We start from the raw sequence: 12,651 nt of genomic DNA, 5'->3' as shown, positions 1-12,651 counted from the left end.
CTACCTCATTGACTAGTTATAAACTTAATTCTAGTTTTCGTCTATTCCGGTAACCAATCCTCATCTAGTAAATCTTCCAGGGTCGTGATGGGAGCTTCTGGGAAAGTGTTGAGGGGAAGTTGAGAATGTTTGCTTGCCATTTTTTTTCCATCTAAGTAACAAGAATGAAATTTATTGTTCAGATAATTATTAAGACTAGGACTGTCTGCTAAAAGACGGTTAATTTGCTTACGATAATTAAAGATTTCCCGTTCCCAATGCCCCCTATTTTTGTACTTTTCTGCCTGCCAATATTGCAAAATTAGGAGGTGTTCAATTAATTTCATGAGCAGACTTTCAAGTTTTCGCTTATCTCGCCGGCCCAAATCTTCTATCTCCTCAATTAAATTTTCTAAGTCTAGGGCAGAAAATTCTTGCCTTTTAAGTTTTGCCGCCATATCCAACACCCAGAGGTTATAGTCGGTGTCATACAAAGTTTTCCCTTTGGTTAGTTCCGCAACCATTCTGTTTATCCCAATCAGTTAATCGATTATAAACGGGATTTTTGGTGATTATTAAGGGTTTATCGTTCTCAAAGTCCCGACATTGCGCACTGTCCCCCAAATTGGCATCTTGGGTCTGATGTGACTAGAATCGGAAATAGGTTTATATTCACATTTGTTTACAATCACTCGCCGCTACCATGGTCAAACCCGTTAGCTTGCTCCGTGCCCAATCCTACGAAGCGGTCAGTTTACTGGCTTCCTTGAGAACTTTAATTGAACCTCTCGGCGGCATGGGCAACTTTGTCAAACCAGGCGATCGGGTTTTGCTCAAGCCCAATTTGTTGACTGGCAACCGGCCCGGCAGGGAATGTATTACCCGCCCTGAAATGGTAGCCGCCGTGGCCCAGCTGGTGCAGGAAGCAGGCGGTAAACCGTTTATGGGGGATAGTCCTGCGTTTGGTTCAGCCCGGGGCGTGGCAGAGAATAATGGCTATTTGCCTCTGTTGCAGGCATTGAATATTCCCATTGTGGAATTCCGGGGGGGGCGCTATGCCACTGATAGCGATAATTTTAATCATTTGCGCCTGTCCAAGGAGGCCATGGATGCAGACGTGGTGATTAATTTACCCAAGCTTAAATCCCATTCCCAATTGACCATGACCATGGGGGTAAAAAATTTATTCGGTTGCGTCCCCGGCAAAATGAAAGCTTGGTGGCACATGGAAGCTGGCAAAGATGCCAATCGCTTTGGGGAAATGCTGGTGGAAACTGCCAAGGCGATCGCCCCGGATTTAACTATTTTGGATGGCATTATGGCCCATGAAGGCAATGGCCCGATGCACGGTGACCCCAGGGAAGTGGGGTTATTGGCCGCTAGCCCCGATGTGTTTGCCCTAGATTTTGTCATCACCAATATTTTGCAACTAGACCCCGCTACTATTCCCACCATGGCGGCCCAGGAACGGCTAGGACTCAATCCCACCGCCGCTGAATTGACCTTTCCTCTGGCCCATCCCCGGGAGTTGGTGGTGGATAATTGGAAACTACCGGAAGTGTTGATGCCCATTGATTTTGGCCTGCCCAGGGTATTGCGCTCCACGTTTAAACACTTTTACATTCGCTTTGTCAAGGAACCCTTACATATCTATACGGGGAAAGCCTAGTTACGGGAACTTTCGTCAAATAGGCTACATAAAGCCCGCCGTTCCGGCCTTAACCTAAAGATAAGACATAAAGTCAATATCACCCTCCGATTGCTAGAGGTCGCCCATTGCTTCAGTGGCGGCTTTCTTTTTCACGTTTATCTGTACTTTAGAGACGGATATTCATGGCTAGATTTAGGCTAAATTTAAGTTTTCCGTTATCGGTGGCCAGGGGCGATCGCCGTGGTGGGGGCAGGGGGTTTGTTAAAATCCTAAAAACTTTAGATGGCGCTCCCCATGCTCATGGACTGGATTCCTTTCGAAATTCCCATTAATACGGCGATGATTGCCGGCGCAACCCTATGGGCATTGGGGCTGTACCTAACTTGGGGCAGTGGGCGCAATTGGCTAATTGAACAGTTGCAACGGTGGTTTAACTTTGCCGAACGTTCCCTCTACACTTCTGTGGAAGAATATGAACGCACCAGAGAGGCTCGGGAAGCCCAGAATGCTTTCTATGCTTCGGTGATGAGTATTTTGCCCTTCCTCGTCATGGGAGCCCTTTGTAATTGGGGCTTGAAATGGGGCTTAGGAGGGAGTTGGTCCATCAGCTTGGCCATATTGACGGTCTTCACAGGGGCAGTTTACGCATTGGGGAAACAAAGTAGCAATGAATAGGGTGGTGGAACAAAGGAAGACGGCGATCGCCAAGGTAAAAAAGTTAGGCCAGCAAAATTATCCACTGGGTCGGAGTTGGGGACGAAAATTAGTCAGTATGGTGTTGTGTTGCCTCGTGCTGACTTTTTCCTTAGGAGGTTGTTTTTCTCCGGAACTAAAAGACCAGGTAGTTTTTTCCGTGCTCAGTGACCCCAAAACTTTTAATGCCGTTCTCTCCCAGGAGTCCCCCAATGTTTTTGGTTATATCTACGAAGGGCTAATCAGGGAAAATCCCCTCACTGGGGAAAGAACACCAGCTTTGGCGGAAAGTTGGGAAATTTCCCCGGATAATTTGACCATCACTTTTACCCTCAGGGAAGGTCTACGCTGGTCGGACGGCGAACCCCTCACCGTCGATGACGTACTATTTTCCTACAATGATCTTTATTTAAACCCCAAAATTCCCAATAATTACCGGGACGGTTTGAAGGTGGGAGAAAGTCAGGCCGAACCGAAGATCACAAAAGTAGGCGATCGCCAGGTGGCTTTTAACATCCCAGAACCTTTTGCACCCTTTTTAGACACAGCCCAATTTCCGATTTTGCCCGCCCATATTCTGCGGGAAACGGTGGAAAAGACCGATGAAAATGGCAATCCCTTATTTTTGAGCACCTGGGGCACCAACACTCCCCCGGATCAAATTGTGGTCAATGGTCCCTATAAATTAGCCCGCTACGTCACTAGTCAACGGGTAATTTTTAGTAAGAATCCCTATTATTGGGAAAAGGGCCCCAACGGTGAATCCCTACCCTATATTCCCCGGGTGGTGTGGGCCATTGTGGAAAGCACCGATACATCCTTGCTGCAATTTCGTTCTGGCAGTTTAGATTCCCTGGGAGTGCCACCGGAATCCTTTTCCCTGCTCAAACAGGAAGAGGAACGGGGTAATTTTGTCATCTACAACGGTGGCCCCACCTACGCTAGCACCTATTTAACCTTTAATCTCAACCAAGGTAAACGCCAGGGCAAACCCTTAGTGGACCCAATTAAATCCCGCTGGTTTAATAATCTCAATTTCCGTCAGGCGATCGCCTATGGCATTGACCGGGAAAGAATGGTTAATAACATTTATCGGGGGCTGGGGGAAAAGCAAAATTCCTTTATCCCCGTGCAATCTCCCTTTTTTAATCCCGATGTCAAAGTCTATAGCTATGACCCAGAAAAAGCGCAGGCATTACTAAAAGCAGGGGGCTTTACCTATAACAATCAACAACAATTATTGGATGATCGGGGTAACCGTGTCCGCTTTGTACTCAACACCAACGCCGGTAATAAAGTTCGGGAAGCTTTGGGTACCCAAATTCAAGAAGATCTAGGTAAATTGGGCATGCAAGTGGACTTTAGCCCCATCAGTTTTGGCGTGTTGGTGGACAAATTAAGCAATAGCTTGGAGTGGGATGCGGTGGTTTTAGGGTTAACCGGCGGCAACGATCCCCATATACCTAATGTTTGGTATGTTAAGGGCAATTTACATATGTTTAACCAGCACCCCCAGGCCGGCGCCCAACCTTTACAGGGACAAACGGTGGCTCCCTGGGAGCAGAACATCGCCAATTTGGCCCTAAAAGCTTCCCAAATTATTCCCCAACAGGAACGCAGTCTGGTTTACGACCAAATGCAGATGGAGGTGCAGGAATATTTGCCCTTTATTTATCTGGTGAGTCCCTATTCCCTCTCGGCGGTGCGCAATCGCTTTTGCGGCATTGAGTATTCTGCCCTAGGGGGAGCGTTCTGGAATTTGCCTGCCATTAGTTTTTGCGACCATCCACCAACGGCGGTGATGAATTCCCCTGGGCCGGGGGGGAAGTAGGGCCTGGGGTCGGCACCACAATGGGAGGATTTTGATATTCTTTGACCTTATCCTCTAGATATTTAAAGCGGGCATACAGTTTATTGAGGCGATCGCCGCTCTGACGATTTTCTTGCAGTTGCTGATTTAGGGCAGCTTCAAATTCCCGCCGTAGGGCTTTCTGTTCCCCAATCAATTGGTCAATAGTGTCGTTTTGGCTTTGGATGGTGTTTTGTAAATCTTCCAAACGGGCCTTTTCTTCAATTACAAACGGTAGTCCCCCCTGGAGAAAATAGTAAATTCCTCCTCCACAGAGCACAGCCCCCGCAAAGATCAGACCCCCCATTAAAGTGCGGAAATAGCTCCTCTGCCGCCGTCTAAATTCCCCCAGCAAATTTAAAGCTGCTTCACAACCAGGGTCTAAGGATAGACATTGGCGCACCCGTAAATGCATTTGATCTGCATCCTGGGCACGGTGATGGTGTTTCCACTTACCGAGGTGGGCTTCAGCGGAACAAAGCAAAAATTTTGATTCTCCGGGATTAAAGGCGATGGCATCGTCCAGCTCCGCAATCGCATCATCCCAATAACCCAAACGCATATAGCCCTGGGCTCTGGTGAAATGGTCGGTTGCCTGTTTTTGGGCGGCCTTGATTTCCTCCGGCTCAATGCCCAGCTCCCCGGCGATCGCCTCCAGTTCAGCGCTGGTGGGAATGCGCTGGGTGGATTGACTTAACTCGGTCACCCGTTGGATATAGTTCTCAATTACCCCGCTGTGGACCAATGCCATGGCCTAGTTGTCCTCGGCGCTAATATCTTCCTCGATAATTCTAGCTTAGGAGTTTGGCTAGGCCTTGGGGACGGGGACCAAAAGGGAAAACGACTCCAGGGGAGAACAGGGAGCTGGTTTTTGAGTGCTTAACAACTTGGAAACGGAAAAAATTAGGGTTAAATCCCCCATAACTAACGGGTAGAGAGTCTTTCAACTTTATAGAAGCGGAAATTCCCCTGCCTCGCTTTAACAGAAAGGAGTAGTTCACAACAAGTTCTAACCGAACTGTTCTTCCACTTCCAAATCAAACAGCATTTTTAGGGAGCGCAGGCATTGCTTACGGGCTTCAATGTCCTGTTGGGCCCGCAGTTGCACCATGGGTTCATGGAGAATTTTGTTGACGATGCCTCTGGTGAGGGCTTCGATTACTTCCTGATGTTTTTCGGCAAATTCGCTGCCCAGACGGGAGAGAGCTTTTTCCAATTCCTGTTCCCGAATATCTTCCACCTTACTGCGGAGGGAACTGATGGTGGGCACTGTTTCCAGCGATCGCCACCAGAGGTCAAAGGCGGCAATTTCTTCTTCTAGTAAAGCCTCTGCTTGCCTGGCCATCTGCCGACGGCTGGCTTGGTTCTGGGCCACCACTTCCTTCAGGTCATCCACGTTGAAAGCCCGCACTTGTTCCATGGCGTGGACATCGGCGGCCACGTTACGGGGCACGGAAATATCCACTAGCATTAAGCTCTTGCGGTTAACCACACAGCCAGTCAAGTTCTGGCAATCCAAAATCGGTTCCGTCGCTCCAGTGCTGGTGAAGACAATATCCCCAGCGGCGATCGCCGTAAACATATCGGTGAGGGGACAGAGGGTCAGTTGGGCTTGGGGGAATTGGTTGGCTAAATCCTGGGAACGGCGTTGGGAACGGTTCACAATGGTGATGTCCGTAGCTCCCTTGGCCAACAAATGTTTTACCAGCAAGCAAGCCATTTTACCGGCCCCGATAATGACGGTTTTTTGGCTCGATAAATCCACCTGACGATGGACCAACTCCACCGCGGCGGAACTGATGGACACGGCTCCCGTACCAATGTCCGTTTCCGTTCTGACCCGACGACCGGCCGTAATGGCCTGTTTAAAGAGGCGATCGAGCAGACGACCTACCCCTTTATATTTTTGTCCCAACTTATGGGTAGTACGCACTTGGGCGAGAATTTGCCCTTCCCCCAGCACCAAACTTTCCAAGCCAGCGGCCACCCGCATCAAATGGCGCACCGCATCTTCGTGGAGGAGGGTAAACAAATAACGGCGTAGGGTTGCCAGGGGAATATTGCCAGTTTCGGAAAGGAATTGGGTAATTTCCACCACCCCCTTTTCCGTGTCCGTCACCACCGCGTAAATTTCCAGGCGGTTACAGGTGCTAATGACAGTGACTTCTTCGATGTGGGGATAACTCCGCAGATGGGTTAACGCTTCCTCCAACTTAGCTTCTTGGATGCTGAGTTTTTCGCGAATTTCCACCGGGGCTGTCTTATGGCTCAGTCCCACAACGGCAATATTCATGGGTTCTCCTAAAGGATTCTCTAATAAGGTGGTGGTCGCAAAAATTACGACGTTTTTTGTTAAACAAGTTTCTCTAATCTTTGCAATGTAGTCCGAATGGCAGACCACAATCAAGGGTCAATACCGCCGGGGCTCATGAATTTTTGTTAAGTAAAACTAGCTCCGGTAACCATTGGGAAGTTTGCAAAATCTTTTGTAGGGATAATTCTTTTTCCAGCAAACAGGCGTGGCCGCTGTGGGGCAATATTTTCACCATGGCCTTGGGAAGATGGGACTGTAACTTGTGAGCTTCTTCTACGGAAGGCAGTAGTAAATCCCGGCCACTGGCCAAAATTAAGCTGGGGGCGCTGATTTTTCCTAGGTCTAATCCCTGTTGGTTGAAACTTTGCAACAGAGCCAACCTTTGGGCCACGATCGCCGGAGGAATGGAGCGCATAGCATTGAGCAATTGGCGACGATCCTGGGGCTGTAAACGTTCTACGGCGGCTAAAAAGGGTAGCCCGGTGAGGGTGGTGACGGTTTGTAGGGCGCTGGGTAACCACTGATGGAAAGGAATGCCCCACTGTAACCAAGGGCGACGGTCAAAGGCGGTGGCAGGATTGACTAAAATTAACTTGGCCACTTCCCGGGGATATAAACAGCTATAGGCCAGGGCCAAGCAACCCCCAAAGGATTCCCCACAGAGGTAGAGGGGCAACGTCAACCCCTCCTGTTGCTGGATTAGTTGGTGTAATCCCTTGGCAATCGCCGACCAATCGTCTGGGAGAGGCCCCGGAGCCAGGCGCAGAGCTAGCAGGTTAAAGTAATCCACCAACTCTGGCCGTTGCCGATAAAACAATTTACCCGTGCCATCCAACCCAGGCAAATAAAGCAAGCTGGGCCGTTGGCGATCGGGGGGATGAAGATTAACTAACTGCATTTTCTGTTAGATTTGTTGACGTAATTCTCTCCCTACCTATGGACGTTACCATTTATCTTCGTTGGTCCGCCTACGCTACGATCGCCAGTTTCATTTTCATGGTGCTGGCCTTTATCTTCCGTTGGGGATTCCGCTTTCGCCTGGTGGGGGTGACGAGCTTCATGACGGTTTTAACGGTGGGTATTTTTGGCCTCGGTTTGGGCATGTTTGACCGCCCAGCAGTGGAAGGGTCGGTGCGCTTCAATCGGGTGTATGACAATGGCGCCAATCAACTTGTCATTAGTGTGCCGGTGACCATATCCCCCACGGAAGTGGAAGCCACCCTCAAACAGGCCGCCAATAATTACTTTTCCCTCGGCCGCATTTCCACCGATGGCAATGAACAAATGGTCATTCGGGCCCGAACTTTGGTCCATCCCCAGCCCGGCTTGACTAAACCCCTCTATCTAGGCTCCGCCTACCGCACCCTAGGCACCAAGGAAAACGATCAAATTGAGATTAAACTTGACCGTAAAGCCCTCCAGGAATTAGCACGCAGTCAGCCGGCATGAAGAATTTTTTCCAGCAAATGGTGGCTAGTTTCCTCGGAACCTTGGCAGCCATTGTGGTTTTGCTTAGCCTTGGGGCCAGCAGTTTGGTGTTGTTGTTCGTACTGATTGCGGCTGAGGCAGACCCCGTACTGGAGGAAAAAACTGCCCTCATTCTCGATCTAGCTACCCCCATCAGGGACACCAGCCCTACCCTCAATTTACAGCAGGGTTTACTGGGCAATCGGGAGGAAATTTTACCCCTGCGAACGGTGGTTAATGCCATTGAAAAGGCCGCCGGAGATGACCGCATTGTGGCCCTATTAATTGATGGTCGTCGCAGTAACCAAGTGGAAGGTTATGCCAACTTAAGTGAGGTGCAACAGGCCCTAGCTAAATTTAAACAATCGGGCAAAAAGATTATTGCCTACGGACTTAACTATAGTGAACTAGGCTACTATTTGGCTTCCACTGCCGACTCCGTTTTAATTAATCCCATGGGTGGGGTGGAAATGAACGGCTTGGGAACCCAGCCAATTTTTTTTACTGGAGCGTTGGCCAAGGCTGGCATTGGGGTACAGACCCTGCGGGTGGGTAGCTACAAAGGGGCCATTGAACCTTACACCAGGAAAAACCTGAGTCCAGAAAATCGCCAGCAACAACAGCTCCTGCTAGAGCAAATTTGGCAAATTTATTTAACCAGTGTTGCTGATAATCGTTCATTAACAGTGCCCCAACTCCAGGCGATCGCCAATGAAGAAGGTTTACTCTTTGCCGACATAGCCCTAAGGGAAAAGTTGGTGGACAAAGTGACCTATTGGGATGAAGCTTTGGCGGAGTTAAAACAGTCAGGGGTTTGGATTAATGACTCCGATGAAGCGGACGAAGAAGAAGAACAGGAGTTTAGAAAAATTAGTTTGGCTGAGTACCATCGGCTACAAACATGGGAAGCCGAAAGCCACGACCAAGGCCCCAAAGTAGCCATTGTTTACCTAGAAGGTTCCATTGTTAATGGTAGGGGCACCTGGGAAAATATCGGCGGCGATCGCTATGGGGAACTGTTAAGAACTATTCGTCAGGATGATGACATTAAAGCGGTGGTACTCAGAATTAATAGTCCCGGTGGTAGCGCCAGTGCGGCGGATACTATCTGGCGGGAAGTGGAGCTTTTACAGGCCCAGAAACCAGTGATTATTTCCATGGGCAATGTGGCGGCTTCCGGTGGTTACTGGATTGCCACCGCTGGGGAAAAAATTGTCGCCCAACCCAACACCGTCACCGGTTCCATTGGGGTTTTTAGCATTCTCTTTAACGTGGAAAATTTAGGCGATCGCCTGGGACTAAACTGGGACGAAGTGGCCACTGGGAAGCTGGCCAATGTGGGTTCCAGCATTAAACCCAAAACCGAGTTGGAGTTAGCTATTTTCCAACGGGCGGTGGATAGAGTTTACGATGTTTTTTTAGACAAGGTAGGCAGTGCCCGCAATTTACTCCCCGTCGCCTTGGATTCCGTGGCCCAGGGGAGAGTTTGGACTGGGGTGGAAGCTCAAAAAATTGGGCTAGTGGATCAACTGGGGGGACTGCAAACGGCTTTGACCTTAGCGGCGGCCCAAGCAGAGTTGGGAGAGCAATGGCAAGTAAAGGAATATCCCACCCCGAGGGGGCTAAATTCCCTCCTATGGAGCAATCTAAGCCATAGTTTCACCCAGACTAACTCCGTCATCCTACCGCCATTTCTGCAAAGCAATTGGCAACAGTTGGAGCGGGAATGGGCAGAGTTGGCTCAATTCAATGATCCCCAAGGTATTTATGCCCGCTTGCCCTTTTCCTTCCATTTCCTTAATCCTTAACCATTTTTTGGTTGGTTGATCCCATGGCAAACCAGAATTTTCCAGCCCACAATCATCCCCAAACGGTGGTCATAGTGGGGGCATCCGGGGGCATTGGTTTAGGTTTTGTGCGTTATTTCCTTACCCAAGTTCCCTTTCCGGTCAAAATTTGGGCCACCTACCGCCAGGCGATCGCCGAGTTGGATCATTTAGCTCAGGAAAATCCTGACCGTTTAACCTTGGTGCCGTTGGATATTACTTCAGAAAGCCAGATTGCACAATTTAGTCAGCAATTGGGTAAAACCGAAGTTAATTGGCTGATCAATTGTGTGGGCATTCTCCATGTGGATGACAACCCACCAGAAAAAAGTTTGCGCCATTTACAGCCATCACAGTTACAGCAATATTTCGCCGTTAATAGCATTGGGCCGGCGTTGTTAGCTAAACATTTTTTGCCCCATTTCCGCCATGCTTCCCCCAGTGTTTTTGCCACTATTTCCGCTAAAGTGGGGAGCATTGGCGATAACCAGTTGGGCGGCTGGTACGGTTACAGAGCTTCTAAAGCGGCGCTGAATATGTTGCTCAAAAATACGGCGATCGAATACCGTCGAGTTGCGCCCCAATGTGCAGTAATTTTGCTCCATCCTGGCACCACTGACACTTCCTTGTCTCAGCCATTTCAGAAAAATGTGCCCCCGGAAAAGTTATTTACTGTGGAGCGAACTGTAGGGCAATTAATGGCGATTTTGTTGCAGGTAAAATTAGAAAATAGTGGCACGTTTTATAGTTGGGATGGCAGTATTTTGCCCTGGTAATCTGTCCGTGAAAGTTCTACATACAGCTGATCGAGCCAAAATCAGGAGATTGCAACTATCGCTTTTCTATCTTCCCTTTTCTGATATAGCAAAGATTGCTAAGGTTAGGACATAATATAGGGAAAGAGTTAGGAAAAAAGCGATGCCAGCCCCCTACAGTATAGATCTAAGAGAGAAAGCGGTAAGTGCAGTAGAAAAAGGAGAGAAGAAAAGCCATGTCTGCCGAACACTGAACATTAGTCGCAACACCTTAGACCTATGGATAAAAAAGAAGAAAGAGACAGGAAGCGTGGCCCCGAAGAGAGATTATGAGCGTGGTCCACGACCGAAAATAGATGATTTGGATAAATTCAGAGAATTTGCGGAAGAGAACGGTCATTTAACGCAAAAACAAATGGCAGAAAAATGGCCAGAGCCTGTAAGTAGAATAAGAATAAGTAAGGCTCTAAAGAAAATAGGATTTACTAGGAAAAAAAAACTTATATTTACAGGGAAATAGATGAGGATGCGAGAAAGGCATTTGAAGATGAAATCAAGCAATATGCGCCAGAAAGACTGACATATATGGATCAAGCCGGTCTAGATGACACTCTAGACTACCCCTATGGGTACTGTCATAAATCAGAGAGATTCAAGGCAAATAAATTAGGACATAGAACCAAGAGAGTCAGCATAATAAGTTGTTGGTGGAATGGAACAACAATAGCTCCAATGATATTTGAAGGATACTGTAACGCTCAGGTAGTATGCACATGGATAGAAGAAATGTTATTACCAGAGTTAATACCAGGTCAGATACTCATCATGGATAATGCAAGCTTCCATCCGAAAGAAAGAATAAAGGCATTGCTAGCAAAAGCTGGGTGTGAGGTTATATTTTTACCACCATATTCACCAGACTTGAACAAAATTGAGAAGTTCTGGGCGAGACTAAAACGTTATGTTTCCCAACTTGTTAGTAATGGAGAATCGCTGATTTCTGCATTGGATATAGCGTTGAGAGAACTGTCCTAACTAACTCGTCCTTTGCTATAGGAGAGCGATAATTTTGGGGGTGAGTCAATTGTTGTTGTGATGGCGCAGCAATTTTGTTCCTGCAACAAACTCTTGGCAACTCATGCCAATGCCCCTACGAATATTTGCATCACTTGTTGGATTGGTTTTCCAGAATGAAGATATTCAGGGCTTAATTTTATATTCCCAGAGATTAATTTAGGCGACAAGAAAATCCCCAGAAGAATTCGCAGGGAAAAATACAGCCGGTGAGACATGGAAAAATTTAGCCAATTCTTGGATATGGCGGGTTGTGAGTTGTCGCTTGCCATTCAACACCGCAGAAACAATCGATTCTGTTTTGAAAATTGGCACTAGATCTTTTTGCTTTAATTCATTTTCTTCTATCAAAATTTGCAGAAGTTCTGCACCGTGGATATCAGAAATAATATCCCCTTGCTGTTGTTCGTATTCGTAGATTAAGGTGCCAAGAACTTCCAAGTAATCTTCTTCGTCAGCGGTTAACGCCTCTGTATCGAGCAGATTATTAACCACTGCTTGAGTTGCTTCAAGCTCTTGGGCGGAGCGAATGGGTCGGGGGGGGGAAAGACTGAATTAAGTCTAAATATGTAACGCGCATAGCAATATTTTTATGGCAAGTAGGGTAATTTATTTTTGACAAAGATTAATCTGAAAAATTAAGTGTTTAAAGAGGAAAGCAAGATGATTTTAGGATTTTTTCTAAGTTAGCTATTCCTTAATCTTTTAGGAAATTAGATTTATGATTTGAACCATGAATCCTTTTTCCAATTACCTTTGCTATAGTCTGCGTGGGTTAACACGGCTCTGATATAAACTCGGCCACTATTGCTTTCTTTGGTGGGAAAGACAATTTTGGTGATGAGCCTATAATTTTTTCCACCAATGTTAAATACAGTTAGTTGCCCAACTGGATCGGCATGGGGAAAGGTTTGACGGGAGCATCCCAGTTTGTCAGCAAGCATAAATACTCATAGAGAAGGCGTGATTAAGATAGGCACAGCGCAGGCGTAGCATTCGGTTAACATTCTTGGGAGACCATTGAGCACCAGATAATTTGAGAC

14 protein-coding genes are annotated in these 12,651 nt (G+C 47.6%); 8 read left to right on the top strand and 6 right to left on the bottom strand.

From position 1 onward, the window contains the following. Positions 1-41 precede the first annotated feature (41 nt). Positions 42-503 carry a DUF29 domain-containing protein gene (locus tag IQ217_RS12015; protein ID WP_194020122.1) on the bottom strand — a complete coding sequence of 154 codons (462 nt, stop codon included), beginning with the start codon at positions 501-503 and terminating at the stop codon, positions 42-44. A gap of 179 nt (positions 504-682) precedes the next feature. Between IQ217_RS12015 and IQ217_RS12010 the strand changes: the two genes are divergently transcribed. From IQ217_RS12010 to IQ217_RS12000, 3 genes are all read left to right on the top strand, one after another. Beyond that, entirely contained in the window at positions 683-1,648 is a 966-nt protein-coding gene (locus IQ217_RS12010; protein WP_194020121.1) for an Npun_F2552 family protein, read from the top strand. A 276-nt stretch (positions 1,649-1,924) separates the two neighbouring features. Next, positions 1,925-2,305, top strand: a complete 381-nt coding sequence (locus IQ217_RS12005; RefSeq protein WP_190598894.1) for a hypothetical protein — start codon at positions 1,925-1,927, stop codon at positions 2,303-2,305. Continuing rightward, a complete protein-coding gene (locus IQ217_RS12000) occupies positions 2,298-4,154 on the top strand; it encodes an ABC transporter substrate-binding protein (protein ID WP_228024062.1) in 1,857 nt (618 codons plus the stop codon). Before IQ217_RS12005 ends, IQ217_RS12000 begins: the two co-directional genes overlap by 8 nt. Here the strand turns inward: IQ217_RS12000 and IQ217_RS11995 are convergent. The 3 genes from IQ217_RS11995 to IQ217_RS11985 form a co-directional block, all read right to left on the bottom strand. After that, positions 4,093-4,923: a hypothetical protein gene (locus IQ217_RS11995; RefSeq protein ID WP_194020120.1), complete on the bottom strand. Its 831-nt coding sequence runs from the start codon at positions 4,921-4,923 to the stop codon at positions 4,093-4,095. The genes IQ217_RS12000 and IQ217_RS11995 overlap by 62 nt on opposite strands. 258 nt (positions 4,924-5,181) lie before the next feature. Then, a complete protein-coding gene (gene hemA, locus IQ217_RS11990) occupies positions 5,182-6,465 on the bottom strand; it encodes a glutamyl-tRNA reductase (RefSeq protein ID WP_194020119.1) in 1,284 nt (427 codons plus the stop codon). Between the two features lie 133 nt (positions 6,466-6,598). After that, a complete protein-coding gene (locus IQ217_RS11985; protein ID WP_194020118.1) occupies positions 6,599-7,384 on the bottom strand; it encodes an alpha/beta fold hydrolase in 786 nt (261 codons plus the stop codon). Between the two features lie 38 nt (positions 7,385-7,422). Here IQ217_RS11985 and IQ217_RS11980 point away from each other — a divergent pair, with 38 nt between their 5' ends. The 5 genes from IQ217_RS11980 to IQ217_RS18965 all read left to right on the top strand — a co-directional run bounded on the left by IQ217_RS11980 (position 7,423) and on the right by IQ217_RS18965 (position 11,569). Next, a complete protein-coding gene (locus IQ217_RS11980; protein ID WP_194020117.1) occupies positions 7,423-7,935 on the top strand; it encodes a Ycf51 family protein in 513 nt (170 codons plus the stop codon). Continuing rightward, positions 7,932-9,761 carry a signal peptide peptidase SppA gene (sppA, locus tag IQ217_RS11975; RefSeq protein WP_194020116.1) on the top strand — a complete coding sequence of 610 codons (1,830 nt, stop codon included), beginning with the start codon at positions 7,932-7,934 and terminating at the stop codon, positions 9,759-9,761. The genes IQ217_RS11980 and sppA overlap by 4 nt, the downstream gene beginning before the upstream one ends. A 23-nt stretch (positions 9,762-9,784) precedes the next feature. Continuing rightward, positions 9,785-10,555, top strand: coding sequence for an SDR family NAD(P)-dependent oxidoreductase (locus IQ217_RS11970; protein WP_194020115.1), 771 nt, complete (start codon positions 9,785-9,787; stop codon positions 10,553-10,555). Positions 10,556-10,697: 142 nt separating this feature from the next. Beyond that, on the top strand, positions 10,698-11,054 hold the full coding sequence (locus IQ217_RS18970; protein WP_228025756.1) for a helix-turn-helix domain-containing protein: 357 nt from the start codon (positions 10,698-10,700) through the stop codon (positions 11,052-11,054). After that, positions 11,039-11,569: an IS630 family transposase gene (locus IQ217_RS18965; protein ID WP_338117497.1), complete on the top strand. Its 531-nt coding sequence runs from the start codon at positions 11,039-11,041 to the stop codon at positions 11,567-11,569. The genes IQ217_RS18970 and IQ217_RS18965 overlap by 16 nt, the downstream gene beginning before the upstream one ends. A gap of 198 nt (positions 11,570-11,767) precedes the next feature. Here the strand turns inward: IQ217_RS18965 and IQ217_RS11960 are convergent, their stop codons facing one another. Both IQ217_RS11960 and IQ217_RS11955 read right to left on the bottom strand, forming a co-directional pair. Next, complete coding sequence (locus tag IQ217_RS11960; protein ID WP_228024334.1) at positions 11,768-12,103, bottom strand: helix-turn-helix domain-containing protein; 336 nt, start codon at positions 12,101-12,103, stop codon at positions 11,768-11,770. A 224-nt stretch (positions 12,104-12,327) separates the two neighbouring features. Continuing rightward, positions 12,328-12,552, bottom strand: coding sequence for a type II toxin-antitoxin system HigB family toxin (locus IQ217_RS11955; protein WP_194020114.1), 225 nt, complete (start codon positions 12,550-12,552; stop codon positions 12,328-12,330). Between the last annotated feature and the right edge of the window lie 99 nt (positions 12,553-12,651).

Source organism: Synechocystis salina LEGE 00031, assembly GCF_015207985.1.
GTDB classification, from domain to species: domain Bacteria; phylum Cyanobacteriota; class Cyanobacteriia; order Cyanobacteriales; family Microcystaceae; genus Synechocystis; species Synechocystis salina.
Note: the sequence above shows the minus strand (reverse complement) of the source record. Positions and strands in the feature narration are given on the sequence as shown.

Excerpts from the sequence above, each read along its gene's own strand:
- IQ217_RS12015 (WP_194020122.1), bottom strand. The coding sequence starts at position 503 with ATGGTTGCGGAACTAACCAAAGGGAAAACTTTGTATGACACCGACTAT.
- IQ217_RS12010 (WP_194020121.1), top strand. The coding sequence starts at position 683 with ATGGTCAAACCCGTTAGCTTGCTCCGTGCCCAATCCTACGAAGCGGTC.
- IQ217_RS12005 (WP_190598894.1), top strand. The coding sequence starts at position 1,925 with ATGCTCATGGACTGGATTCCTTTCGAAATTCCCATTAATACGGCGATG.
- IQ217_RS12000 (WP_228024062.1), top strand. The coding sequence starts at position 2,298 with ATGAATAGGGTGGTGGAACAAAGGAAGACGGCGATCGCCAAGGTAAAA.
- IQ217_RS11995 (WP_194020120.1), bottom strand. The coding sequence starts at position 4,923 with ATGGCATTGGTCCACAGCGGGGTAATTGAGAACTATATCCAACGGGTG.
- hemA (WP_194020119.1), bottom strand. The coding sequence starts at position 6,465 with ATGAATATTGCCGTTGTGGGACTGAGCCATAAGACAGCCCCGGTGGAA.
- IQ217_RS11985 (WP_194020118.1), bottom strand. The coding sequence starts at position 7,384 with ATGCAGTTAGTTAATCTTCATCCCCCCGATCGCCAACGGCCCAGCTTG.
- IQ217_RS11980 (WP_194020117.1), top strand. The coding sequence starts at position 7,423 with ATGGACGTTACCATTTATCTTCGTTGGTCCGCCTACGCTACGATCGCC.
- sppA (WP_194020116.1), top strand. The coding sequence starts at position 7,932 with ATGAAGAATTTTTTCCAGCAAATGGTGGCTAGTTTCCTCGGAACCTTG.
- IQ217_RS11970 (WP_194020115.1), top strand. The coding sequence starts at position 9,785 with ATGGCAAACCAGAATTTTCCAGCCCACAATCATCCCCAAACGGTGGTC.
- IQ217_RS18970 (WP_228025756.1), top strand. The coding sequence starts at position 10,698 with ATGCCAGCCCCCTACAGTATAGATCTAAGAGAGAAAGCGGTAAGTGCA.
- IQ217_RS11955 (WP_194020114.1), bottom strand. The coding sequence starts at position 12,552 with ATGCTTGCTGACAAACTGGGATGCTCCCGTCAAACCTTTCCCCATGCC.